Consider the following 22,738-nt stretch of genomic DNA (forward strand, 5'->3'; position numbering starts at 1 on the left):
CCGGAGCGTACCTCTAGTTGGTGTCACAACTCGTGTCACGCAACCTGCACAGCCATTCGCCTCGAACCCTGTATGTACTGGTAGAGGCTGTGGGGCGGGTGGGGCTCGAACCCACGACCTGACGGATTATGAGTCCGCTGCTCTGACCAGCTGAGCTACCGCCCCTCGGGGCGCGAGGCTAGCCGATCCCGCGTCCCGATCCCCGACCCCGTGCGGCCCCCATGCCGCCCGTCGTCGCTCCCGTCCGTCAGCGCCGGACCGACCCGTTCGGGCATCGGTGTCCAGTTCGACTCCAACCGGTGGAACGCCCTTGCCACCGGACACCGCATCGGGCGATCATTTCTGAGCACCGTCCGAAGTACATCGGTCACGGAGCGTCAGTAAGCCACGACGTTCAAGGAGACGACCATGCCGGTCAACGATGATGCCAGCGGTGACTACGGGTACGACCTCGCCCACGAGATGAAGGCGATCCTCAACCTCCCGACGAGCCGCAGGCGCGCCCCCGTCTCCGGCCGGATGGCGGGTCGCGAGCTCGACCTCGACGGCGGCGACTTCGGCTACGACCAGGCGCACGAGCACTGATCCCTCTGCGGGGGCCGCTCCTCCTGGCACGATGGGTGCATGACTTCGACCCCCACGACCTCGTCGACCCGTAGCGGTCTGGACCTGCAGTGGGTCGACGCGGGCACCCGTCCGCAGGACGACCTGTTCTCGCACGTCAACGGCCGCTGGATCAGCACGCACGAGATCCCCGACGACCGCGCGCAGGACGGCGCCTTCCGCGTCCTGCGCGACAACGCGGAGGCCGACGTCCGCGCGATCGTCGAGGAGGCGGGGCCGGGTCCCGTCGCCGACCTGTACGCGTCGTTCATGGACGTCGAGCGGATCGAGGCGGCGGGCGTCGCACCGCTCACGCCCCTGCTCGACGAGGCGGCCGGCGCCCCCGACCGCGCCGCGCTGGCCGCCGTGCTGGGCCGCCGGCAGCGGGAGGGGCGGGCGGCGCTGTTCGGCGCGTTCGTCTCCACCGACGCGAAGGACTCCACGCGCTACCTGGTGCACCTGTCGCAGTCCGGCCTCGGGCTGCCCGACGAGTCGTACTACCGCGAGGAGTCCTCGGCCGGTATCCGGGAGGAGTACGTCGCCCACCTGCGTCGGCTGTGCGCGCTCGTCGGGCTCCCCGACCACGCCGACACCGTCATGGAGCTGGAGACGGCGCTGGCCGCGGAGTCGTGGGACCGCGTCACCAACCGCGACGCCGAGAAGACCTACACGCTGATGACGCTGGGCGAGCTCCGCGCGTCGGCGCCCGAGTTCGACTGGGAGCCCTTCCTCGCCGCGCTCGGGGCGCCCGACGGAGCGTTCGACGAGGTCGTCGTGCGCCAGCCGAGCTTCGTCACCGCCGCGGCCCGGCTGTGGGCCGAGCGTCCGCTGGAGCAGTGGAAGGCCTGGCTCGCGGTGCACACCGCGTCGGCCTGCGCGGGCTACCTGAACGAGGACGTCGTGCAGGAGAGCTTCGCGTTCCACGGCCGCACGCTGTCGGGCACGCCGACGCTGCGGGAGCGGTGGAAGCGCGGCGTCTCGCTCGTGGAGGACGCGCTGGGCGAGGACCTCGGCAAGCTCTACGTCGAGCGGCACTTCCCGGCGTCGTCGAAGGAGCGGATGGTCGAGCTCGTCGCGAACCTCGTCGAGGCCTACCGGCAGTCGATCTCCACGCTCGACTGGATGAGCCCCGAGACGCGGCAGCGCGCGCTCGACAAGCTGGAGCGGTTCACCCCCAAGATCGGCTACCCGGACACCTGGAAGGACTACTCCTCCCTCGTCGTGCGCGCCGACGACCTGCTCGGCAACGTCGCCCGCGCCGGCGAGTGGATGACCGACTTCCAGCTCGCGAAGATCGGGCAGCCGGTCGACCACGACGAGTGGTTCATGACGCCGCAGACGGTCAACGCCTACTACCACCCCCGGATGAACGAGATCGTCTTCCCGGCCGCGATCCTGCAGCCGCCGTTCTTCGACCCCGAGGCCGACGACGCCGCCAACTACGGCGGCATCGGTGCGGTCATCGGGCACGAGATCGGGCACGGGTTCGACGACCAGGGCAGCAAGTACGACGGCGACGGCAACATGGTCGACTGGTGGACCCCCGAGGACCGCGCGGAGTTCGACCGCCGCTCGTCGGCGCTGATCGCCCAGTACGACGCGCTGTCGCCGATCGGGCTGCCCGACCACAAGGTCAACGGCGCGCTCACCGTCGGGGAGAACATCGGCGACCTCGGCGGGTTGACGATCGCCCTCAAGGCCTACGCGATCGCCACCGCCGACCAGGAGCCGCCGGTCATCGACGGCCTCACCGGCGTGCAGCGCGTGCTGTTCGGGTGGGCGCAGGTGTGGCGGGCCGTCACGCGCGACGCGGAGGCGATCCGCCGCCTGGCGCTCGACCCGCACTCCCCGCCGGACCTGCGGTGCAACGCCGTCGTCACCAACCTCGACGCGTTCCACGAGGCGTTCGACGTGCAGGAGACCGACGCGCTGTTCACCCCGCCCGGCAAGCGCGTCCGGATCTGGTGACCCCCTCGCCGCAGACAGCCGCCGCGCCCACTCCCGGCAGCGGTCGGCGAGCTCGGGCGGGTCGAGCACCGCGAAGTCGTGCCCGAGCAGCACCACGTGCACCAGCACGTGGTCGAGGGTGGCGGCGCCGGTGCGCAGCTCGCACCGCCCGCTCCCCCGGTCCACCACCACCCCCGCCGACGCGGGGACCTGCGCGCGGACCGTCTCCGCCGGGGCGTGGACGAGGATCCGCGCCCGCTGGGCGTAGACCCGGCTGGCCACGCCCTCCTGCACGTAGGCGGCCGCGTCGGGGGCGTCTCGGGGGCGGAAGTACCAGGTCCGGGCGGCCACGTCGCTCATGCGGTCGACGCGGAAGCTGCGCCAGTCGTCGCGGTCGAGGTCGTAGGCCAGCAGGTACCAGCGCCGGTCCGACGCGACGAGCCGGTGCGGTTCGGTGCGCCGGCGGTGCAGCCCGTCGCCCGAGGGGTAGTCGAAGCCGGTCTCGACCGCGTCGCGGCAGGCGCGGGCGAGCGTCATCAGCACGTCCGGGTCGACCGGGGTGCGGCCGCCGTCGAACGACTCCACCGACCCCGACAGCGCCCGCACCTCGTGGCGCAGCCGGGTCGGCAGCACGCGGTCGAGCTTGGTGAGCGCGCGCAGCGCCGCGTCGCCCGCCCCGGCGACGGCCCCGCCCGCGCCGGCCAGCAGCGAGACCGCGGTGGCGATCGCCTCCTCGTCGTCGAGCAGCAGCGGCGGCAGGTCCCGGCCCGCGCCGAGCCGGTAGCCGCCGCCGACGCCCTGCCCGGCGTGCACCGGGTAGCCCAGCGTCCGCAGCCGCCCGACGTCGCGGCGCACCGTCCGCGGCGTGACGCCGAGCCGCCCGGCCAGCTCCGGCCCGGTCCACACCGCGCGCTGCTGCAGCAGCCCGAGCAGCGTCAGCACCCGCTCGGTCGTCCCCCGCTCCGCGTCCACGGGTCCCATCCTGCCCCGGATAGCGGACCGATCCTGTCCGCCAGGGGTGCCAGGCTGTTCCCATGGACGCCCCACCGAACTGGAACCGGATGGTGCGCGACCAGTGGGAGTTCCACTGGGAGCACCAGCTGCGCGACCGCCTCGCCGGCCTCACCGACGACGAGTACCTCTGGTCGCCCGTGCCCGACGCCTGGAGCGTGCGCCCCCGCGGCGCGTCGCCCTCGCAGTTCGGCGCGGGCGCCTTCCTCATCGACTACGCCATCCCCGAGCCGACCCCCGCCCCCTTCACGACGATCGCGTGGCGGCTGGGCCACGTCGTCGTCGGGGTGCTCGCGGTGCGCAACGCGGCGCACTTCGGCGCACCGCCCGCGTCGTACCAGGACTGGGAGTACGCGGGCGACGCCGCCACGGCGCTCGACCAGCTCCACACCCAGCTCGCCACCTGGACCGCCGGGGTGCGCGCCCTCGGCGACGACGGCCTCCTGGTGCCGCTGGGCGAGAAGGAGCCCTACCCGGAGCTGCCGATGGGCGACCTCGTCCTGCACGTCCAGCGCGAGCTGATCCACCACCTGTCCGAGGTCTGCCTGCTGCGCGACCTGCACCTCCACACCCGTCCCACGACCGGAGCCGCCCGATGAGCCGCCACGTCCAGGTCACCTTCGACGCCCACGACCCCCGCGCCCTGTCGACGTTCTGGCGCGACGTCCTCGGCTACGTCCACCCCGGCCCGCCCGGCGTCGACGTGCCCGAGGGCGCCGACCCGCTGGCCGCGTGGGACGACTTCCTCGCACGGCTCGGCGTGCCGGAGGCCGAGCGGGGGGCGAAGTCGGCCATCGAGGACCCCGACGGCCACGGCCCGCGGATCTTCTTCCAGCAGGTGCCCGAGGACAAGGTCGTGAAGAACCGCCTGCACCTCGACGTCCGCGCGGCGCCCGGGCTGAGCGGCGACGAGCGGATGGCGGCGCTGGAGGCGGAGTGCGAGCGGCTGGTCGCGCTGGGCGCCGCGCGGATCCGGCGCGACGAGCCCGAGCCGCCGATGAGCGCGGGCTTCATCGTCATGGCCGACCCCGAGGGCAACGAGTTCTGCCTGGACTGACCCCCGACGCGCGGGAGCCGGGCGACCCGTCGGGGTGCCCGGCTCCGCGGCGGACGTGCGTGGGATCAGGCGGAGGACAGGGCGTGCACGCGCTTGCGCGCGTCCTTGGCGGCACCCTCGGCCTGGAGGGCGATCTCGGCACCGACGGCGGACGCGCGGGCGGCGAGGTCGTGGCCCAGCGTGGCGGCCTGCGTGGCGACCTGGTCGAGCACGACGGGGCCGCGCTTCTCCATGTCCCGGCGCTTCTTCGCCGCCTGCTTGGCGAGCTGCTTGCGCTGCTTGGCGGTGCGCTTGAGCAGCTCGGCGCGGCGCTTCTCCCCGGCCTTCTGCAGATCGGCGCCGCGCTTCTCGGCGAGGACCTGCAGCGCCGCCCCGCGCTTCTCGGCCTTCTTCGCCGCGCGGGCGGCGCGCGCGGAGAGGTCCTGCGACAGCTCCGACGCGCGGGAGGAGGCCTCGGTGCCCGCCGCGGAGAGCTGCGTGCCGGCCTTCTGCGCGAGCGAGGAGACGGCGGCACTCGCACCCGGGGCCATGCCGACGAGACCGGCGGCGACGCCGCCGACCGCGCCCGAGGCGTCCTGCGCGACCGCGCTGACGCGCTCGCCGATGCCGGGGCCGGAGGTCTCGGTCAGCCCGGCGACCGCGGCCTGGGCGGCACGGGCGGCGCGCCGGCCCCGCCAGGCCACCGACGGCTTGCCCTCGGTGTCGGCGGAGGCGATGAGCAGGCCGCCGAGGAGACCGACGTTCTTGAGGAAGTGGATCTGCTGCTGGGCCTTCGCCTGCTCGTCCTCCTCCTCCCAGAACCGGTGGGCGGCCAGGGTGGTCGGGATGAGCGACGCGGCCAGCGCGGTGGAGGCCAGGCGCGGGAACTTGCCCAGTGCCAGCATCGAGCCGGCGACGATCTTCACGCCGGCGTCGATCTTGATGAGCATCTCGTCGTCGGGCCGCTGGTCGATCGGCGCCACCTCGACGGCCTTGTCGACCGCCGGGGAGACCGCGTCGAGGACCGGCTTGGCCACCTGGACGTGCCCCTGGGGCGCCTTGAGCGCGTTGATGCCGCCCTGGATGAACAGAGCGGCCAGCATGGGTCGAGCGACTCGTCGAAGCAGCATGTCGGGCAGTTCCCCATCCTGGGTCGGGCGAAACACCGGCGGTGCCATCATTCCGCTGTGGGAACACGACAGGCGATCGGGTTGGACGTCGGCGGCACGAAGATCGCGGGCGGGGTGGTGGACGAGCGCGGGCGCCTGCTGACGGAGCTGGTGGAGCCGACGCCGGAGGACTCCGACGCCGAGGCGGTGTCCGCGGTGCTGCTCGACCTGGTCGCGCGGCTGCGGGCCGAGCACCCGGACGTGGTGGCCGTCGGCGTCGGCGCGGCGGGGATCGTGCAGTGGCCGGAGGGCCGGATGATCTGGGCCCCGAACAACGCCTACCGCGACTGGCCGGTGCGCGAGCAGCTCGAGGCGGCCACGGGGCTCCCCGCCGTCATCGACAACGACGCGAACGTGGCCGCGCTGGCCGAGGCCCGTCTCGGCGCGCGCCCCTACCGCGAGATGGTGCTCGTGACCGTGGGCACCGGGATCGGCGGCGGGCTGGTGCTGGGCGGGCAGATCTACCGCGGCCCCACCGGCCGTGGCGCCGAGCTGGGCCACATCGTCCTCAACCCCGACGGTCCCGAGTGCGGCTGCGGCAACCACGGCTGCTTCGAGGCGTACGCGTCGGGCACCGCGCTCACGCGGATGGGCCGCGAGGCGGCCGAGGACTCCCCCGACGGCCTCATCGCGCGGCTGGGCGCCGAGGACGGCGAGGTCACCGGCAAGACCGTCACGGCCGCGGCGCTGCGGGGCGACCCGACGGCCACCGACCTGTTCGGCCGGCTCGGCCGCTGGCTGGGCGTCGGCATCGCCTCGCTCGCCAACATCTTCGAGGTCGAGGCGGTGATCGTCGGCGGCGGGCTGGTCAGCACGGGCGACCTGCTGCTGGAGCCCGCCCGCCGGGCCGCCCGCGAGTTCGCCTACGCCCCGCAGGCCCGCGAGGCCACGCCGATCCTGCCGGCCGTGTTCGGCGGCGACGCGGGGATGGTCGGCGCCGCACTCCTCGCCCTCGAGGACGCCCGGATCCCAGTAGGCTAGGTCACATGCTCGTCCTGGGACCCGTCCTGCGCCACGTCGGCGAGACCACCGCTCAGATCTGGGTGCAGACCTCAGGTCCGGCGACGGTCCGCGTGCTCGGCTGCGAGGCCCGCACCTTCGAGGTGCAGGGCCACCACTTCGCGCTCGTGGGCGTCACCGGGCTGTCACCCGACAGCCGCACCCCCTACGAGGTGCACATCGACGGGGAGCAGGTCTGGCCGCTGCCCAGCACGCCCTTCCCGGCCAGCCTCATCCGCACGCGCGGGGCGGAGTGCGACGGGTCGAACCGCATCATCTTCGGCTCGTGCCGCTACGCGAAGGTGGCCGACCCGAAGCTGTCGGCGAAGCTCGGGATCGACGCGCTGGACGCCTACGCCGCCCGGATGGTCGGGCGCGACCCCGGCGAGTGGCCCGACGCCCTGCTGCTGCTCGGCGACCAGGTCTACGCCGACGAGCTGACGCCGATGAACCGCCGCCGCATCGCGGGCCGCCGCGACCGCCATCCCGACTGGCCCGACGACGAGATCGTCGACTTCGGCGAGTACGTCGGCCTCTACCGCGACTCGTGGTCGGACCCCGAGATCCGCTGGCTGCTCTCCACCGTTCCCACGGCGATGATCTTCGACGACCACGACATCCGCGACGACTGGAACACCTCCGAGCCGTGGCGCGACGAGATGCGCGCGACGCCGTGGTGGCGCGACCGCATCCGCGGCGGCCTCGCGTCGTACTGGGTGTTCCAGCACCTGGGCAACCTCGCGCCCGACGAGCTGGAGGCCGACCGCGACTGGGAGCGCGTCCGCGCCGCCGAGGGCGACACCTGGCCGCTGCTCGTCGAGCTCGCCGACCGCGCCGACGCCGAGACCGACGGCGCGAAGGGCGTCCGCTTCAGCTTCCGCTGGGACCTGGGCCGCAGCCGGTTCGTCATGATCGACTCACGCAACGGGCGGATCCTCGAGAACGGCCAGCACCTGATGCTGGGCGACCCCGAGTTCGACTGGATCGAGGCGGCGGTGCACGCGCCCGGCACGGTCGACCACCTGGTGCTGGGCACGTCGCTGCCGTGGCTGCTGCCGCACGCGATCGGCGAGCTGCAGACCGTCAACGAGATCGCGGCGTCGAGGCCGGGGTTTCGGGGCAAGGTGGCGGAGGCCATCCGGCAGGGCGCCGACCTGGAGCACTGGGCGGCGTTCCGCGAGTCGTTCGACCGGCTCACCGCGATGATCGAGCGCGCCGCGGGCAGCGGCGTGGCCTCGGTGAACGTGCTGTCCGGCGACGTCCACCACAGCTACGCCGCCCGTGCCGAGCTCCAGTCGCAGCCGTCCGCCGCGGTGCACCAGCTCACCTGCTCGCCGGTGCACAACCACGTCGAGTGGTTCGTGAAGCCGGGGTTCCGGCTGGGCTGGTCGCGGTTCACGCGCCGGCTCACCGAGCGCTGGTCGGAGCGGGCGGGCGCGCCGCCGAAGGCGGTCGACTGGGAGCGCCTGGCCGGCCCGCTGTTCGGCAACACGATCGCCACGCTCGACATCAACGGCCGCCGCGCCGAGGTGTTCTTCGAGCAGCCGACGTCGGCGTCGGCGCTGGCCGAGCGCGCGCGCCTGGAGCTCACCTCCCCCGTCCCGGCCGAGGTCGCCCGGTGACGACGCCGGCCGCCATCGCCGGCCAGACGGTCGTGCTGCGGCCCACCACGGCCGCGCACGTGCCCCGGTTCCTGGAGGTGCTCTCGCACCCCGAGGTCGCGAAGTGGTGGGGCGGCTACGACCTGGAGCGGGTGCGCCGCGAGCTGCTGGGCCCGCAGGGCTACGCCGTGGAGCAGCACGGCGAGGTCGTCGGGCTGATCATCTACTACGAGGAGGACGACGCCGACCACCGCCACGCCGGCATCGACCTCGCCCTGCACCCCGACGCCCACGGCCAGGGCCTGGGCGCCGACGCGATGCGCACGATGGCGCGCTACCTGTTCGACGTCCGCGGGCACCACCGGATCGTCATCGACCCGGCGGCGCACAACGAGCGCGCGATCCGCAGCTACACCCGGGTCGGCTTCCGCTCGATCGGCATCATGCGGAGCTACGAGCGGCGCCTCGACGGCAGCTGGCACGACGGGCTGCTGATGGACCTGCTGCCCGACGACCTGACCTGAGACCGGGGGGCGCCCCTCAGACCACCAGCTCGGCGCACTCCCGCACGAAGTCCAGCCCGAGCTGCAGGTTCAGCGGGCCGAACACACTCAGCCCCTGCGCCCGCTCCCCCTGCTCGACGACGACGACCCGCCCGGCCCGCACGGCGGGCAGACGCGCGAACAGCGGGTCGGTGGACACGGTGCTCGGCACACCCGAGTCGCCGTAGTCGAACACGACCACGAGGTCGGCCGCGTCGAGCAGGCCGAACTGCTCGGCCGAGTACTCGACGCGCGGCGCGTCGGGCGTCGCGCCGGCGGTGAGCTCGTCGAGGGAGCCGAAGCCGGCCCGGCGCAGGAGGTCGACGACCGGGATCGCGTCGTTGCCGAAGAAGTAGAAGGCCGTGGCGTCGTACACGCCGATGACCGCCACCCGGGCGCCGGCGAGGTCGTAGCCGTCGAGCGAGGTGGCCAGGCGCTGGTCGGTCTGCGCGACGAGCGCCTCGGCGTCGTCGGACAGGTCGAGGGCCTCGCCGAGGATGCGCAGGTTGCGCCGCCAGTCGAAGCTCGCGATCTGCACGACGGGCGCGAGCGACCCGAGCCGGTCGCGCACGTCGGCCACCGCGGAGTCGCCGACGATGAGGTCGGGCGCGGCCGCCGCGATCGCCTCGACGCTCAGCTCCTCGCCGACGGACACCCGCTCGGGCTGCTCGCCGTCGAGCGCCCGCTCGTGCCACGGCCACGAGGTGGTCGTGCTGCCGGTGTACTCGGCGAAGTCGCGCAGGCCGAACTGCACCGGCACCTCGCCCAGCGCCAGCACGGCGTCGAGGTCCCAGACGTTCTGCGCGCACGCGATCCGGCGCGGCCGGGCGTCGAGCACGACGTCGGTGCCGGTGGCGTCGGTGACCGTGCGGGGGTACGCGCCGGGCGCGTCCGCGGAGGTCGCGGGCGCGGCGCCGCAGCCGGCCAGCAGGGCGGCGAGCCCGAGCGATCCGAACACGAAGTCGCGGCGGGTGGCGTCGTCGACGGGCAGGGACACGGACATGGCGCTCCTCAGGTCAGGTGAGGCTCACCTTGGCACGTCCACCCCGTTGCAGGAAAGCCACGTTCCTGCCGTCGGATTGCGTGAACGTGGCTTTCCTGCAACTCCGGGGGCCGCGTCGGGCCCGCGCCGGCGCCCCGTCAGAACCCCGTCCGCTCCAACCACGTCCCCAGCACCGCCGGATCGCCGTGCACCGCCAGCCGCCCGTCGTCGACGGGGATGCGGCGGAGGACCGCCAGCAGCAGGTCCGCCGCCGCACCGCGCACGGCGACCGTGCCCTTGCCGTGCCCGTGCTCCCAGCGGACGGTCCGCCCGTCGTCGGTCGCCACCATCCACTCCCCCGCCTCGCCGAGCCCGTCGTCGGTGGCGTGCAGGTGCAGGGTCGTGCCGGGGTCGAGCGGGCCGGGGCCCTCGCCCGCCGCCCGCGTCGCCAGCAGGTCCATCCACTCCGACACCCCGTCGGCGGCCACCTCGGGCGTCAGCCCGACGCCGGCGCCGAGCGCGAGCGCCGCGTCGGCGCCGTGGACGGTCGACTCGTGCAGCCGCCGCCGGATCCACCACGCCGCCGGGCGCGGGCCGAGGAACGTCCAGACCGGAACGTCCGGGCCGACCTCCGCCACGGCGTCGAGCAGGTCTCGGGGGCTCCCGCGCAGCCAGCCGTCGACGTCGTCGCCCGGCTTGCCGCCCACCACCTCGCGCGGGTCGGCGAACTCGCCGGTCCGGACGATCGTGGCCGCCCAGCGGTCGCCGCGGCCGACGTGGCGCACGAGCTGCTGCAGGGTCCACCCCGGGCAGGTGGGCACGGGCGTCGCGGGGTCGGCGTCCGCGACCCGCGTCGCGAGCTGGGCGTTCTGCTCCAGGAGTGCGGCGGAGTGGTCCATGGGGAGACGCTAACGCGGGGTCCGCATGGATCCGGAGGGGATCGGGTAGAGACCTGTCGTGGCTCCTGATTCACCCGACTGGACGGTTCCCGCCCCACTCCGCGCGCTGCTCTGGTGGCCCGGGGTCTCCTTCGTACTGGTGCTCGTCGCACCCCAGGCCGCGGTCGGGTCGATCGTGGTCGCCGGGTTGGCCCTGGTGGTGGCGGGTCTGCTGGCCGGGCGCCTGACGCGCGCCACCGCCGAGGGCCGGATGGTCTCCTCCGAGCAGACGGAGCTCGAACCGGCCGCGTAGGTGCAGGCGGGGTCACTCCCACGGCGCTTGTACGTCCGATAGTCGGATGTCAGACTAAATCCGTCGGCGCCGTCGGTACGAATGCCACGACGCGCCCCGCCGAGAGGAACCCTGATGGCCGACCTGCACGTGCCCGTGAACCCGGTCCGGTTCGTGACCGCCGCCAGCCTGTTCGACGGCCACGACGCCGCGATCAACATCATGCGCCGCATCCTGCAGCGGCAGGGGGCCGAGGTCGTGCACCTCGGGCACAACCGCTCGGTCGACGAGGTGGTCGCCGCGGCGATCCAGGAGGACGCCCAGGGCGTCGCCATCAGCTCGTACCAGGGCGGGCACGTCGAGTACTTCACCTACCTCGTCGAGCTGCTGCGCGAGCGCGGCGCCGGGCACGTGAAGGTCTACGGCGGGGGCGGCGGCGTCATCGTCCCCGCGGAGATCGAGCTGCTGCACAGCCGCGGCGTCGCGCGCATCTTCTCCCCCGAGGACGGCCAGAAGCTCGGCCTGCCCGGGATGATCAACCTGATGATCCGCGAGTGCGACGTCGACCTCACGGCCGCGCCCCCGGACTCGTTCGACGGGCTGCGCACCGGCGACCACACCACGCTCGCCCGCGTCCTGACCCTGGCCGAGGCCGGGAAGCTCCCCGCCGACCTCGACCTGGAGCCGCGCCGCCCCGTCCCGGTCCTGGGCATCACCGGCACCGGCGGCTCGGGCAAGTCGAGCCTGACCGACGAGATCGTGCGCCGCTTCCGCCTCGACCAGGAGGACAAGCTCCGCATCGCCGTGCTCGCCGTCGACCCGACGCGGCGCAAGGGCGGCGGCGCGCTGCTGGGCGACCGCATCCGGATGAACAGCCTCGGCGAGCAGGTCTTCTTCCGCTCGATGGCCACCCGCGGCGCCGACGCGAGCCTGCCCGAGCACCTCACCGAGGCCATCGCCGTCCTCCGCGCGGCCGAGTTCGACCTGGTGATCGTCGAGACGCCCGGCATCGGCCAGGGCGACGCCGGCATCGCCGGGCTCGTCGACCGCTCGCTGTACGTGATGACGCCGGAGTTCGGCGCCGCGTCGCAGCTGGAGAAGATCGACATGCTCGACTTCGCCGACGTCGTCGCGATCAACAAGTTCGAGCGCCGCGGCGCCGAGGACGCCCGCCGCGACGTGGGGCGCCAGCTCGTGCGCAACCGCGAGGAGTTCGGGAAGACGTGGGAGGACATGCCGGTCTACGGCACGTCCGCGGCCACGTTCAACGACGACGGCGTCACCGCGCTCTACCAGCACCTGCGCGACCTGCTCCTGGGCGAGGAGGTCCAGGGCCGGCTGCCGCGGACCGACCGCAAGACCTCGGCCGAGCACGCCGCGGTGATCCCGCCGCAGCGCACCCGCTACCTCTCCGAGATCGCCGAGACGGTGCGCGGCTACCACGCCGACACCGAGAAGGCCGTCGCCGCCGCCCGCGTCCGCCAGCACCTGCGCACCGCGCGCGAGCTGGTCGGCGAGGCCGTCGAGGAGGAGCTGGCCAAGGCCGAGAAGGCGCTGCCCGCCGACGCCGCGGAGCTGCTCGACACCTGGCGCCACGTCGTCGAGGACTACTCGGGCGACGAGATGGTCGTGAGGATCCGCGACAAGGAGCTCCGCACGCAGCTCACCCGCGAGACGCTGTCGGGCACGAAGGTCCGCCGCGTCGCGCTGCCGGCCCTCACCGAGGACGCCGACCTGCTGCGCTTCCTGCGCCGCGAGAACCTGCCCGGCCGCTTCCCGTTCACCGCGGGCGTCTTCCCGTTCAAGCGCGAGGGCGAGGACCCGGCGCGCATGTTCGCCGGTGAGGGCGACCCGTTCCGCACCAACCGGCGCTTCAAGATCCTCTCCGCCGACTCCGACGCCAAGCGCCTGTCCACGGCGTTCGACTCCGTCACCCTCTACGGCCGCGACCCCGACACCCGCCCCGACGTCTACGGCAAGGTCGGCACCTCGGGCGTCTCGATCGCCACGCTCGAGGACATGAAGGTCCTCTACGACGGCTTCGACCTCACCTCGCCCAGCACCTCGGTGTCGATGACGATCAACGGCCCGGCGCCGTCGATCCTCGCCTTCTACCTCAACACCGCGATCGACCAGACGCTGCAGCGCTTCCGCGACGAGGAGGGCCGCGAGCCCGACGAGGCCGAGCGCGAGGAGCTCACCGCGTTCACGCTCGCGAACGTCCGCGGCACGGTGCAGGCCGACATCCTCAAGGAGGACCAGGGCCAGAACACCTGCATCTTCTCCACGGAGTTCTCGCTGCGGATGATGGCCGACATCCAGTCCTGGTTCATCGAGCACAAGGTCCGCAACTTCTACTCGGTCTCGATCTCGGGCTACCACATCGCCGAGGCCGGGGCGAACCCCATCAGCCAGCTCGCGTTCACGCTCTCCAACGGCTTCACCTTCGTCGAGAGCTACCTCGCGCGCGGCATGTCGATCGACGACTTCGCCCCCAACCTGTCGTTCTTCTTCTCCAACGGCATGGACGCGGAGTACACGGTGATCGGCCGGGTCGCGCGACGGATCTGGGCCGTCGCGATGCGGGAGAAGTACGGGGCGAACGAGCGCAGCCAGAAGCTCAAGTACCACGTGCAGACCTCCGGGCGCTCGCTGCACGCGCAGGAGATGAACTTCAACGACATCCGCACCACGCTGCAGGCGCTGTGCGCGCTCTACGACAACGCGAACTCGCTGCACACCAACGCCTACGACGAGGCGGTGACGACCCCGACCGAGGAGTCGGTGCGCCGGGCGATGGCGATCCAGCTGATCATCAACCGCGAGTGGGGCCTGTCGATGAACGAGAACCCGCTGCAGGGTTCCGCGATCGTCGACGAGCTGACCGACCTCGTCGAGGAGGCCGTGCTCGCCGAGTTCGACCGCATCTCCGAGCGCGGCGGCGTGCTCGGCGCGATGGAGACCGGCTACCAGCGCGGCCGCATCCAGGACGAGTCGATGCTCTACGAGCACCGCAAGCACGACGGCACGCTGCCGCTGATCGGCGTCAACACGTTCCTCAAGCCCGACGACCCCGACGCCGGTCCCGTCGAGATCGAGCTCATGCGCGCCACGGAAGCGGAGAAGAAGAGCCAGCTCGAGCGGCTCGCCGACTTCCAGGGCCGCCACAGCACCGAGGCGCAGGAGGCGATCCGCCGCCTCCAGGACGTGGCCACGGGCGACGGCAACGTGTTCGACGAGCTCATGCGCGCCGCCCGGGTCTGCTCGCTGGGTCAGCTCACCGAGGCGTTCTTCGAGGTCGGCGGGCAGTACCGGCGCAACATGTAGGCCTCAGCCCCGCCCCGCCCGCCCCGCCCGCCCCGCCCCGCCCCGCCCCGCCCCGCCCAGTGACAGTGGAGTGGCTTTACTGTCACTGGGCGGCAGTGAAGCCACTCCACTGTCATACGAGGGGCGGAGCGACCAGCGTCGGTGATCGGCCATCTCGACACCTCGGCCGGATCCGCCCCTCGGCCACCAGGCGCTCCAGCGGTGACGGCGTGTCCACCGGCACGATGCGGGTGACCGCACGAGAGGTGCAGCCTCAGGGCGCGGGGACGTGGCGCAGGTGCACCGCCAGCACCAGTGCCGCGCCCAGCAGCGCGCTGACGTAGCCGACGAGCCCGGGCCAGCCGGCGAGGTCGAACGCGACCCCGCCGAGCAGGCCGCCGACGCTCGACCCGGCGTAGTAGGCGAACAGGTAGAGCGACGACGCCTGGCTGGGGTCGCCGCCCGGCAGCAGCACCGAGCGGCGGCCCACCCAGCTGCTGGCCACGGAGTGGGCGCCGAAGAAGCCGACCGTCAGCAGGAGCACGCCCGCCAGCACCAGCGGCAGGACGTCGGGCACCGTCACCCACGCCCCGAGCAGCGCGATCAGCACCGTGCCCCAGAGGACCTTGCGGCGACCGAAGCGGTCGCCCAGGCGCCCGGCCGTCGTCGACGCGCCGGTGCCCACGAGGTAGCCGAGGAACACCAGCCCGACCAGGGCGCCCGGCAGTGCGAACGGCGCGTCGAGCAGCCGGAAGGACAGGAAGTTGTAGACGGTGACGAACGTGCCCATCAGCGCGAACGCGATGCCGAACAGGCAGCGCAGGCCGGGGTCGCGCAGGTGCAGGCGCACCGAGCCGCCCAGGTCGCGCAGCCGGATCCGCGGCGCCCGACCCCCGACGGTCGGCGGCAGCAGCAACCGGAACGCGACCGTGCACGCCAGCGACACGACCCCGACGGCCGCCAGCCCGGCGCGCCACCCGCCGAACTCCGCGACGGTGCCGGCGATCAGCCGCCCGGACAGCCCGCCGACGGTGTTGCCCGCGATGAGCAGGCCGACCGCGCCGCCGAGCCAGCGCGGCGCCACCTCGCGCGTCACGTGCGCCATGAGCAGGGCCGGCAGGGCGGCGAGCGCGACGCCCTGCAGCGCCCGGATCCCGACCAGCACCGCGAAGGTCGGCGACAGCGGCGCGAGCAGCGCCAGCACCGCCGACGCGGCGAGCGCCCACGTCATCACCCGCGCCCGGCCCCACGACTCGGCGACGGCGGCCAGCGGCACGATCGCCAGGGCCAGGGTGCCGGTGGTGGCCGAGAGGGCCAGGCTCGACGTCGACGACGACACGCCGAACTCCGCGGCCAGCGTCGGCAGCAGCCCCTGCACGCTGTAGACCAGCACGAACGTCGCCAGGCCGCCGCACCACAGCGCCGCGCCGAGCCGGCGGTAGCCGGGCGTCCCGCGTTCGTGGCCGACAGGGGCGGCGAGGGTCGTTGTCATCGCTATCGACCCTACGTCGCGCGGGCGCCGTCAGCGGTGTGAGACGGGCCTCCCGGCGACGTGCTCGTAGGCGGCGAACTCGACGGTGCGCCGCAGCGTGAAGCCGAGGTGCTCGTAGAGCCGCAGCGCGCCGGTGTTGGCCGCGGAGGCGTGCAGGAACGGGACGTCGCCGCGCTCGCGGATCACCGCCCCGACCGCCCGCACCAGCCGCGACCCCAGCCCGCGTCCGCGCGCCTCCGGCGCCGTGCAGACCGCGCTGATCTCCGACCAGCCCGGCGGCCGCATCCGCTCCCCCGCCATCGCGACGAGCGCCCCGCCGTGCCGGATGCCGAGGTAGGTGCCCATCTCGATCGTGCGCTTGGCGAACGGGCCGGGCCGGGTGCGCTCGACGAGGTCGAGCATCTCGGGCACGTCGTCCGGGCCGAGCACGACCGCCTCCGGATCCGGGGTCACGACCATCCCGGACCCGTCGTACTGGACGCCGGGGATCAGCATCGTGCGCTCCCAGCCCGCCGGTGCCGTGCGCGGGTCGCCCGCGGTCGCGACGACGCCGAACTCCTCGGCGTCGCGCCAGCCGTCGGCGTCGTCGGGGAACACGCCCCAGACCGACATCTCCGGCGGGTAGCGCAGCGCGGAGCCGTGGCGCAGGGCGAAGGGGGCGTGCGTGCCGGTGAGCGCGGAGCGCACCGGGTCGTCGAGCGGATGCATCCCCCGATCATCGCTCAGCCCGCGGGCGGCGTCGCCGGGGTACCGGCGGCCCGGCCGGGGTGAACCCCGCTGATCAAGGGCGGATGGTCGCGGCGGGTGATCCACTGGCGACCATCTGCCCTTGATCACGACCCACAGGGCGGCGCAGGGCAACGCGGGCGGGCGGGCGAGGACCGCGGTCGGTGTCGGGCACACGTGAGCCGGGAGGCGGGTCCCGGGGACGGAGCGGGGTTAGCCTGCACCCGCTGCCTCACCCGACCGGACGGAGCGCGATGAGCGGCACGGCCTTCCCCGACGTCGACCCCACCCGGGTCACGACCACCCTCACCGACGGCGTCGCCGACGTGCGGCTCGCGCGGCCGGAGAAGCGCAACGCGCTGGACCCCGCGATGTTCGCCGCGATCGTCCGCACCGGCGAGGCCCTGCGCACGACGCCCGGCGTCCGCGCGGTCGTGCTCTCCGGCGAGGGCCCCGACTTCTGCGCGGGCCTCGACTTCGGCGCGTTCCGGGCGATGCGCAACGGGGAGCGGCTCTCGGCGTCGGTCGACCTCCCCCCGGCCGACGGGCCGGCGCGGGCCACCGGCCAGCGGGCGGCGCACGCGTGGGCGCGGATCCCGGTGCCGGTGATCGCCGCGGTGCGGGGCAACGCGCTGGGCGGCGGGCTGCAGATCGCGCTCGGCGCCGACATCCGCCTGGTCCACCCGGACGCCGTGCTGTCGGTGCTGGAGATCCAGTGGGGGCTGATCCCGGACATGACCGGCACGCAGGTGCTGCCCGAGCTGGTCGGCCGCGACGTCGCCAAGGAGCTGACGCTGACCGGACGCCGGGTGAGCGGCACCGAGGCCGTCGCGCTCGGGCTCGCCACCCGCGTCGAGGACGACCCGCTCGCCGCCGCACTGGCCATGGCCGGCGAGATCGCCGCCCTCAGCCCGCACGCCGTGCGGGCGGCCAAGCGCCTGCTCGATGCCGCCGGCCGCGTCGACCTGGAGACGGGCTTCGCCGCCGAGCAGGACGAGATCGGCGCCCTGATCGGCAGCCCGAACCAGGCCGAGGCCGTGACGGCCCGGTTCGAGCGGCGCGCGCCGGTGTTCGCCGACCCCGACCTGCGGTAGGACGTCAGGCGGCGGTGCGGGCCGCCAGCGCCTTGCCGACCTCGGACGCGCGCTCGTGGGCCTGCGCCTGCGAGGCCTCGGCCAGCGGCACGAGCTCGGCCATCGCCGGGGTGACGGGGGCGAGGGTCAGCTCGGCCTCGACGAGGGTGAGGTCGGCGCCCCAGACGTCGGCGAGGATGCGGACGAGGTACGGGGTGGCGTGGTCCCAACCCTCGCGGGGGGTGCCGGCGCCGTAGCCGCCGCCGCGGGCGATCACCAGCGTGACCGGGCGCCCGGCCAGCGGGGACGTGCCCGGGCCGAAGCGGGAGTCGGTGATCAGCAGGTCGATCCACGCCTTGAGGTGCGCCGGCACGCCGAAGTTGTAGAGCGGCGTGGCGATGACCACGACGTCGGCACCGAGCACCTCGTCGGCGAGCTGCCGGGTGAGGTCGAGCGCAGCGCGCTGCTCGTCGGAGCGCTGGTCCTCCGGGGTGAACCCGGCGAACGCGGCGACCGGCCAGACGTTCGGCAGCGGGTCCGCGACGAGGTCGCGGCGCCCGACCGTCGCGTTCGGGTGCTGCTCGAGGTAGGCGCGCTCGAGGGTGTCGGCGACCCCGCGGCTCACGGAGCCCTCGGTGCGGATGCTGCTGTCGAGGCGGAACATGCTCATCGGATTCTCCTGTGATGCGCGGTACGTGTGATGTTCTGTGTAGCAGACGATCGCTGCAACAGACAATCTGTTCCGGCGCGTCCCGGCTAGACTGCGATGGTGACCACACCCGAGCGCCCCGAGTCGGACCTCGGCTGGGCGCTGGGAACGGTGATGCGCAGCTACCTCCGCGGCATCGACGAGGTCGTCGCCGACGTGCCCGGCGGGCCCCGCGGCTACCAGGTGCTGGCCGCCGCGGGGCGCGGCGAGGCGTCCAGCCAGCTCGCCCTCGCCCAGCACCTCGGCGTCGACCGCACCGTGATGACCTACCTGCTCGACGACCTGGAGGCCGCCGGGCTCGTCGAGCGCCGGCCCGACCCGGCCGACCGCCGCGCCCGCCGCGTCGGGCTCACCCCCGACGGGAGTGCCCGGCTCTGCACGTTGGAACGCCGGCTGCGCTGCGCCGAGGAGCGGGTCCTGGCGCCGCTGGCCGAGGAGGAGCGCACCGTGCTGCGCGAGCTGCTGGCCCGCATCGCGCTCGGCGCGGCCCCGGTGAACCCCTGCCAGGTGGCCGAGGAGATGCAGGCGCAGGACGCGGCGGTCAGCGCATCCCGAGGTCGAGCTCCGCGGAGATCCGCCGCTGCACCGACGCCACGGCCCGGAACGCCTCGCGCAGCGACGCCCGCGTCACCGCGCTGAGATCGGCGGGCCGCACGAGGTCGTCGGGGTCCTCCCCGGCGCGCAGCTGGTCGACCTGGTGGGCCAGCCGCAGGCCCAGCACCAGGTGGAACGCCTCCTCCAGCGTGGCCGCGGCGGCCGCCGGGAGCGTCCCGGCGGCGGCCGCGGCGCGCAGCCGGGCCGGCGTCGACGCCCCGGTCACCCCGGCCGCCATGCCCGCCCAGCGCGCGAGGTCGACGATCGGCACGAGGCCGCCGCGCTTGAGGTCGAGGCGCCCCCGCCGCCGCCCGCTGTGCTCGACGACGAAGTCGCGCAGGAACCCGGTGGGCGGGCGGTGCGCGAGGGCGTAGCGGCCGAGCAGGCGCAGCAGGTCGGGATGGCGGCGGGCGTCGCGGAACACGTCGGGCACGGCCGGGTTCTGCCGGGCGCCCCACACCGGCCGCGCGTCGACGACGAGCGAGACCAGGATGGGCGCCTTCTCCTGCGTCGGGTCGTGCAGCCAGCTCCGCGCGGCGGCGGCCCACGCCTCGTAGGAGCGGGCGAAGAGCGGGTTGGTGGCGACGGCGCCGTTCGCGTCGGCCCGGAACCCGGCGGCGGCGAGCCCGGCCATGACCCGCGCGGCCAGGTCGCGGGCGTGCGCGGCGGCGACCGGGTCGTCCTCGGGGCCGACCCAGACCAGGGCGCTGTCGACGTCGGACGACGGCACCGCCTCGCGCCGCGCCAGGCTGCCCAGCGCCAGCCAGGTCAGCGGCCGCGGGGGCGCCTCGGGCGTCGCCAGCTCGATGAGCCGGCGCGTCACCGCGTCGGCGACGACCGAGGTGATGCCGGCGATGTCGGCCGGCGCCACGCGGGCGTCGTGCAGCGCGACGATCGTCGGGGTCAGCTCGCGCGCCGCGGCGACGACCTCGTCGACGTCCCGGGCCCGCGCGATCCGCGTCCGCAGCCCGACGCTGCTGCGGGTCGTCGCCGCGACGACGTCGACGTCCTCCAGCACGCCCAGCAGCTCCCCGCCCGCGCCGAGGACGGGGACGTGGCTCACGCCGCGGTCGAGCATGTCGAGCAGGACCTCGCCGCCCAGGCGGTCGGCCGCCGCCGTCCACGCGGGCGCGGTCATCGCCTCGCGCAGGGGGGTGGCCGAGGCGTCGACCCCGTCGGCGACGACGGTCCGCAGGTCGCGGTCGGTGAGGATGCCGACCCGCCCGTGCCCGATCGGCACGACCACCGCCGACGCCCCGCACGCGGTCATCCGCCGCGCCGCCTCCCGCACGGTCGTCGACTCCTCGGCGGTGCACAGCGGCGCGCGCAGCAGCTCACCGACCGGGCGCTGCGCCGGGTCCGGGGTGCCGAGGTCGGTGCGCGGTGGCGCGAGCAGCGAGCGCGTGACGTACCGGAGCCCGGCGGGGCGCCCGAGGAGGTCGCGGACCGCGGGGCCGGGCAGCCGCAGGCAGGTCGTCGCACCACGGGCCACGGCGGTGAAGCCGAGCGGGAGCCCCGCGAGCATCGGGGCGTGCCCGAGCAGCTCCCCCGGACCGAGCAGGTCGAGCACGCGCCCGTCGTGGACGATCTCGACCGCGCCGGTCCGCACCACCCGCAGGTGCGCGGGCGGCGCCGCCCCCTCCGCGAGCACGGTCGCCCCCGCGGCGTGCTCCTCGACCTCCGCCAGCGCGGCGAGGGCGGCGAGCTCGGCGGCGTCGAGGGCGTCGAAGGGCGGGTGGGCGGCCAGGAACTCCGCGGCGGCCCCCGGTGCGACGGGGGACGGCGTCACCGGCGGCCCGACCAGTACGCGTGGTGGGCGTCGTGCAGCAGCAGGAACGCGCCCTGCACGACGATCCCGGCGCTCGCCCCGGCCGCGCCCGGCCGGTCGCGGCGCCACCGCCACAGCGCCGCGCCGCCCGCGACGTACGCGGCGTCGAGCGCGACGTTGGCCCACAGCACCCGCCGCAGCGTCCGCGACTCGGCGGCGAGGGCGTCGTCGCTGTACGGGTCGGGCAGCTGCGCCATCCGGAGGCGCTGCAGCCGCTCGGCCACCACCACGATCGCCAAGTCGACCGCACCCCACCCGGCGTTCTGCCGCCCGAACGCCGTGACGAACGGGCCCCGCCGGGCGGCGGCGAGACCGAGTCCGGCGACGACGCTCGCCGCGCCCCACGCGGTGGTGGAGCGGGCGAGCGCGTGCTGGCGGGCCCAGGGGTCGGGCACCCTCGGGTCAGGCACGGAGCAGGTCCGCGGCCTTCTCCCCCACCATCATGCAGGTGATGTTGGGGTTGATCGCCGGCAGGAACGGCAGGATCGACGCGTCGGCGACCCGCAGCCCCTCGACGCCCCGCACCCGCAGCTGCGGGTCGACCACGGCCATCGGGTCGGACGCCGGACCCATCTTCGCCGTGCACGCCGGGTGGTAGACGGTGTTGTGGGTCTTGGTGACGTAGTCGACCAGGTCGTCGTCGGTGACGGCGTCCGGCCCGGGCGTCAGCTCGCGGGTGATCCACTCCTTCAGCGCGGGCTGCTCGGCGATGCGCCGCGCGAGCTTGACCCCGTGCAGCATCACCGCCATGTCGTGACCTGGAGGATCGGTGAAGTAGCGGGGGTCGACCCGTGCGCGGTCGCGGAAGTCGCGGCTGCGCAGCCGCACCGTGCCCCGGGAGCGCCCGCGCGTGACGTTGGGCGTCAGGCAGAACCCGTTGTCGGTGGTCGGGTAGCCCCAGCGCACCGTGTTGAGGTCGAAGGGCACCGACCCGTAGTGCATCATCAGGTCCGGCCGGTCCAGCCCCTCGCGGGTGCGCGTGAACAGCCCGATCTCCCACCACTGCGTGGAGCGCGTGACCATCGGCCGCGAGGCCTCCCACATCACCAGGCCCTCGACGTGGTCGTCCAGGTTCGACCCGACGCCCGGCGCGTCGACGAGCACGTCGACGCCGAACTCGCGCAGGTGCTCGGCCGGGCCGATGCCCGAGAGCATCAGCAGCTTGGGCGTGTCGATCGCGCCCGTGGACAGGATGACCTCGCGCCGCGCGGTGACCGTCCGCCGGCCCGGCCCGATGTCCTGCTGGTACTCGACGCCGGTGGCGCGCCTGCCCTCGAAGACCACCTTCGACGCCCACGCCCCCGTGATCACCGACAGGTTGGGCCGCGAGTCCAGGACCGGGTGCAGGTAGCTCACCGACGCCGACGCCCGCGTGCCGTCGGGGAACCGGTTGATCTGGAAGAACCCGGCGCCCTCGGTGACGGTCGTGCCCTCGTTGAACTTCACGGTGGGCAGCCCGACGCCCGCCGCGGCCTCCAGCACCGCGACGCCGCACGGGTCGTCGGGCGCGATGTGGTGGATGTTGACCGGGCCGGAGCGGCCGTGGCCGTCCCACTCGCCGTCGTTGGTCTCCAGGCGGCGCAGCAGCGGCCAGCACTCATCGGCGGTCCAGCCCTCGCACCCCTGGGCGGCCCACTCGTCGAGGTCCTCGCGCGGGGTCCAGAACGCGATGCACGAGTTGTGAGACGAGCACCCGCCGAGCACCTTCGCCCGCGCGTGGCGCAGGAAGGAGTTGCCGTGCTCCTGGGGCTCGACGAGGTAGTCCCAGTCGAAGCCGGAGTCGAGCAGCGCCATCCAGTCGGTCAGCTTGAGGATCGCCGGGTCGTCGACGTCGGACGGGCCCGCCTCCAGCAGGCACACGGTGACGGCGGGGTCCTCGGACAGCCGCGCGGCCAGCGCGCAGCCCGAGGACCCCCCGCCGACGACGACGTAGTCGAACTGCTCGGTCAT

20 protein-coding genes, 1 tRNA gene and 1 pseudogene are annotated in these 22,738 nt (G+C 74.2%); 11 read left to right on the top strand and 11 right to left on the bottom strand.

Translation table 11 applies throughout. The annotated features are described in order from the left end of the window. Positions 1 to 90: 90 nt before the first annotated feature. Positions 91 to 165: transfer RNA gene (locus tag HOP40_RS33455), tRNA-Ile, on the bottom strand. A 243-nt stretch (positions 166 to 408) separates the two neighbouring features. Here HOP40_RS33455 and HOP40_RS33460 point away from each other — a divergent pair. Continuing rightward, entirely contained in the window at positions 409 to 585 is a 177-nt protein-coding gene (locus tag HOP40_RS33460; RefSeq protein WP_172167142.1) for a hypothetical protein, read from the top strand. A gap of 39 nt (positions 586 to 624) precedes the next feature. Continuing rightward, a complete protein-coding gene (locus HOP40_RS33465) occupies positions 625 to 2,571 on the top strand; it encodes a M13 family metallopeptidase (protein WP_172167144.1) in 1,947 nt (648 codons plus the stop codon). Here the strand turns inward: HOP40_RS33465 and HOP40_RS33470 are convergent. Further along, positions 2,566 to 3,531 (bottom strand): annotated as a pseudogene (locus HOP40_RS33470) (helix-turn-helix transcriptional regulator); the annotation flags it as partial. The gene HOP40_RS33465 and the pseudogene HOP40_RS33470 overlap by 6 nt on opposite strands. Positions 3,532 to 3,584: 53 nt before the next feature. Between HOP40_RS33470 and HOP40_RS33475 the strand changes: the two are divergent. Together HOP40_RS33475 and HOP40_RS33480 are read left to right on the top strand one after the other, a co-directional pair. Then, positions 3,585 to 4,160, top strand: coding sequence for a DinB family protein (locus tag HOP40_RS33475; protein ID WP_172167146.1), 576 nt, complete (start codon positions 3,585 to 3,587; stop codon positions 4,158 to 4,160). Continuing rightward, positions 4,157 to 4,618, top strand: a complete 462-nt coding sequence (locus HOP40_RS33480) for a VOC family protein (RefSeq protein ID WP_172167149.1) — start codon at positions 4,157 to 4,159, stop codon at positions 4,616 to 4,618. The genes HOP40_RS33475 and HOP40_RS33480 overlap by 4 nt, the downstream gene beginning before the upstream one ends. Positions 4,619 to 4,683: 65 nt before the next feature. Here HOP40_RS33480 and HOP40_RS33485 read toward each other — a convergent pair whose 3' ends face one another. After that, on the bottom strand, positions 4,684 to 5,700 hold the full coding sequence (locus HOP40_RS33485; protein WP_172167151.1) for a DoxX family protein: 1,017 nt from the start codon (positions 5,698 to 5,700) through the stop codon (positions 4,684 to 4,686). Positions 5,701 to 5,784: 84 nt separating this feature from the next. Between HOP40_RS33485 and HOP40_RS33490 the strand changes: the two genes are divergently transcribed. Genes HOP40_RS33490 through HOP40_RS33500 form a run of 3 tightly spaced genes read left to right on the top strand, consistent with a single transcriptional unit; the run spans position 5,785 to position 8,890 of the window. Next, on the top strand, positions 5,785 to 6,747 hold the full coding sequence (locus HOP40_RS33490; RefSeq protein ID WP_172167153.1) for an ROK family protein: 963 nt from the start codon (positions 5,785 to 5,787) through the stop codon (positions 6,745 to 6,747). Between the two features lie 5 nt (positions 6,748 to 6,752). Further along, entirely contained in the window at positions 6,753 to 8,387 is a 1,635-nt protein-coding gene (locus HOP40_RS33495; protein ID WP_172167155.1) for an alkaline phosphatase D family protein, read from the top strand. A 14-nt stretch (positions 8,388 to 8,401) separates the two neighbouring features. Then, the gene (locus HOP40_RS33500) at positions 8,402 to 8,890 is read left to right on the top strand and encodes a GNAT family N-acetyltransferase (protein ID WP_172169717.1); all 489 of its coding nucleotides are present in this window, start codon (positions 8,402 to 8,404) and stop codon (positions 8,888 to 8,890) included. 16 nt (positions 8,891 to 8,906) lie between these two features. On the opposite strand, the gene HOP40_RS33505 is transcribed toward HOP40_RS33500, so the two are convergent. Together HOP40_RS33505 and HOP40_RS33510 are read right to left on the bottom strand one after the other, a co-directional pair. Continuing rightward, positions 8,907 to 9,911 (bottom strand): ABC transporter substrate-binding protein, encoded by a 1,005-nt coding sequence (locus HOP40_RS33505; RefSeq protein ID WP_172167157.1) that lies wholly within the window; start codon positions 9,909 to 9,911, stop codon positions 8,907 to 8,909. A gap of 137 nt (positions 9,912 to 10,048) precedes the next feature. Beyond that, entirely contained in the window at positions 10,049 to 10,789 is a 741-nt protein-coding gene (locus HOP40_RS33510) for a maleylpyruvate isomerase N-terminal domain-containing protein (protein ID WP_172167159.1), read from the bottom strand. Positions 10,790 to 10,847: 58 nt separating this feature from the next. Between HOP40_RS33510 and HOP40_RS33515 the strand changes: the two genes are divergently transcribed. Together HOP40_RS33515 and icmF are read left to right on the top strand one after the other, a co-directional pair. Next, complete coding sequence (locus tag HOP40_RS33515) at positions 10,848 to 11,081, top strand: hypothetical protein (RefSeq protein WP_172167162.1); 234 nt, start codon at positions 10,848 to 10,850, stop codon at positions 11,079 to 11,081. 111 nt (positions 11,082 to 11,192) lie between these two features. Then, complete coding sequence (icmF, locus tag HOP40_RS33520) at positions 11,193 to 14,387, top strand: fused isobutyryl-CoA mutase/GTPase IcmF (RefSeq protein ID WP_172169720.1); 3,195 nt, start codon at positions 11,193 to 11,195, stop codon at positions 14,385 to 14,387. Positions 14,388 to 14,640: 253 nt separating this feature from the next. Here icmF and HOP40_RS33525 read toward each other — a convergent pair whose 3' ends face one another. Together HOP40_RS33525 and HOP40_RS33530 are read right to left on the bottom strand one after the other, a co-directional pair. Further along, the gene (locus HOP40_RS33525) at positions 14,641 to 15,858 is read right to left on the bottom strand and encodes an MFS transporter (protein WP_172167164.1); all 1,218 of its coding nucleotides are present in this window, start codon (positions 15,856 to 15,858) and stop codon (positions 14,641 to 14,643) included. Between the two features lie 30 nt (positions 15,859 to 15,888). Further along, positions 15,889 to 16,566, bottom strand: coding sequence for a GNAT family N-acetyltransferase (locus HOP40_RS33530; RefSeq protein ID WP_172167166.1), 678 nt, complete (start codon positions 16,564 to 16,566; stop codon positions 15,889 to 15,891). Positions 16,567 to 16,838: 272 nt separating this feature from the next. Between HOP40_RS33530 and HOP40_RS33535 the strand changes: the two genes are divergently transcribed. Then, on the top strand, positions 16,839 to 17,678 hold the full coding sequence (locus HOP40_RS33535; RefSeq protein WP_172167168.1) for a crotonase/enoyl-CoA hydratase family protein: 840 nt from the start codon (positions 16,839 to 16,841) through the stop codon (positions 17,676 to 17,678). 4 nt (positions 17,679 to 17,682) lie between these two features. On the opposite strand, the gene HOP40_RS33540 is transcribed toward HOP40_RS33535, so the two are convergent. Further along, positions 17,683 to 18,327 (bottom strand): FMN-dependent NADH-azoreductase, encoded by a 645-nt coding sequence (locus tag HOP40_RS33540; RefSeq protein WP_172167170.1) that lies wholly within the window; start codon positions 18,325 to 18,327, stop codon positions 17,683 to 17,685. Positions 18,328 to 18,426: 99 nt separating this feature from the next. On the opposite strand from HOP40_RS33540, the gene HOP40_RS33545 reads away from it, so the two are divergent. Further along, positions 18,427 to 19,005 (top strand): MarR family winged helix-turn-helix transcriptional regulator, encoded by a 579-nt coding sequence (locus tag HOP40_RS33545; protein WP_240157414.1) that lies wholly within the window; start codon positions 18,427 to 18,429, stop codon positions 19,003 to 19,005. On the opposite strand, the gene HOP40_RS33550 is transcribed toward HOP40_RS33545, so the two are convergent. Genes HOP40_RS33550 through HOP40_RS33560 form a run of 3 tightly spaced genes read right to left on the bottom strand, consistent with a single transcriptional unit; the run spans position 18,908 to position 22,738 of the window. Next, a complete protein-coding gene (locus HOP40_RS33550) occupies positions 18,908 to 20,749 on the bottom strand; it encodes a putative nucleotidyltransferase substrate binding domain-containing protein (protein WP_172167174.1) in 1,842 nt (613 codons plus the stop codon). The two genes, HOP40_RS33545 and HOP40_RS33550, sit on opposite strands and share 98 nt — an antisense overlap. After that, positions 20,746 to 21,198 carry a DUF6992 family protein gene (locus HOP40_RS33555; protein ID WP_172167176.1) on the bottom strand — a complete coding sequence of 151 codons (453 nt, stop codon included), beginning with the start codon at positions 21,196 to 21,198 and terminating at the stop codon, positions 20,746 to 20,748. The genes HOP40_RS33550 and HOP40_RS33555 overlap by 4 nt, the downstream gene beginning before the upstream one ends. Beyond that, on the bottom strand, positions 21,191 to 22,738 hold the full coding sequence (locus HOP40_RS33560) for a GMC family oxidoreductase (RefSeq protein ID WP_172167178.1): 1,548 nt from the start codon (positions 22,736 to 22,738) through the stop codon (positions 21,191 to 21,193). Before HOP40_RS33560 ends, HOP40_RS33555 begins: the two co-directional genes overlap by 8 nt.

Origin of the sequence: Pseudonocardia broussonetiae (genome assembly GCF_013155125.1) — a bacterium.
GTDB lineage: Bacteria > Actinomycetota > Actinomycetes > Mycobacteriales > Pseudonocardiaceae > Pseudonocardia > Pseudonocardia broussonetiae.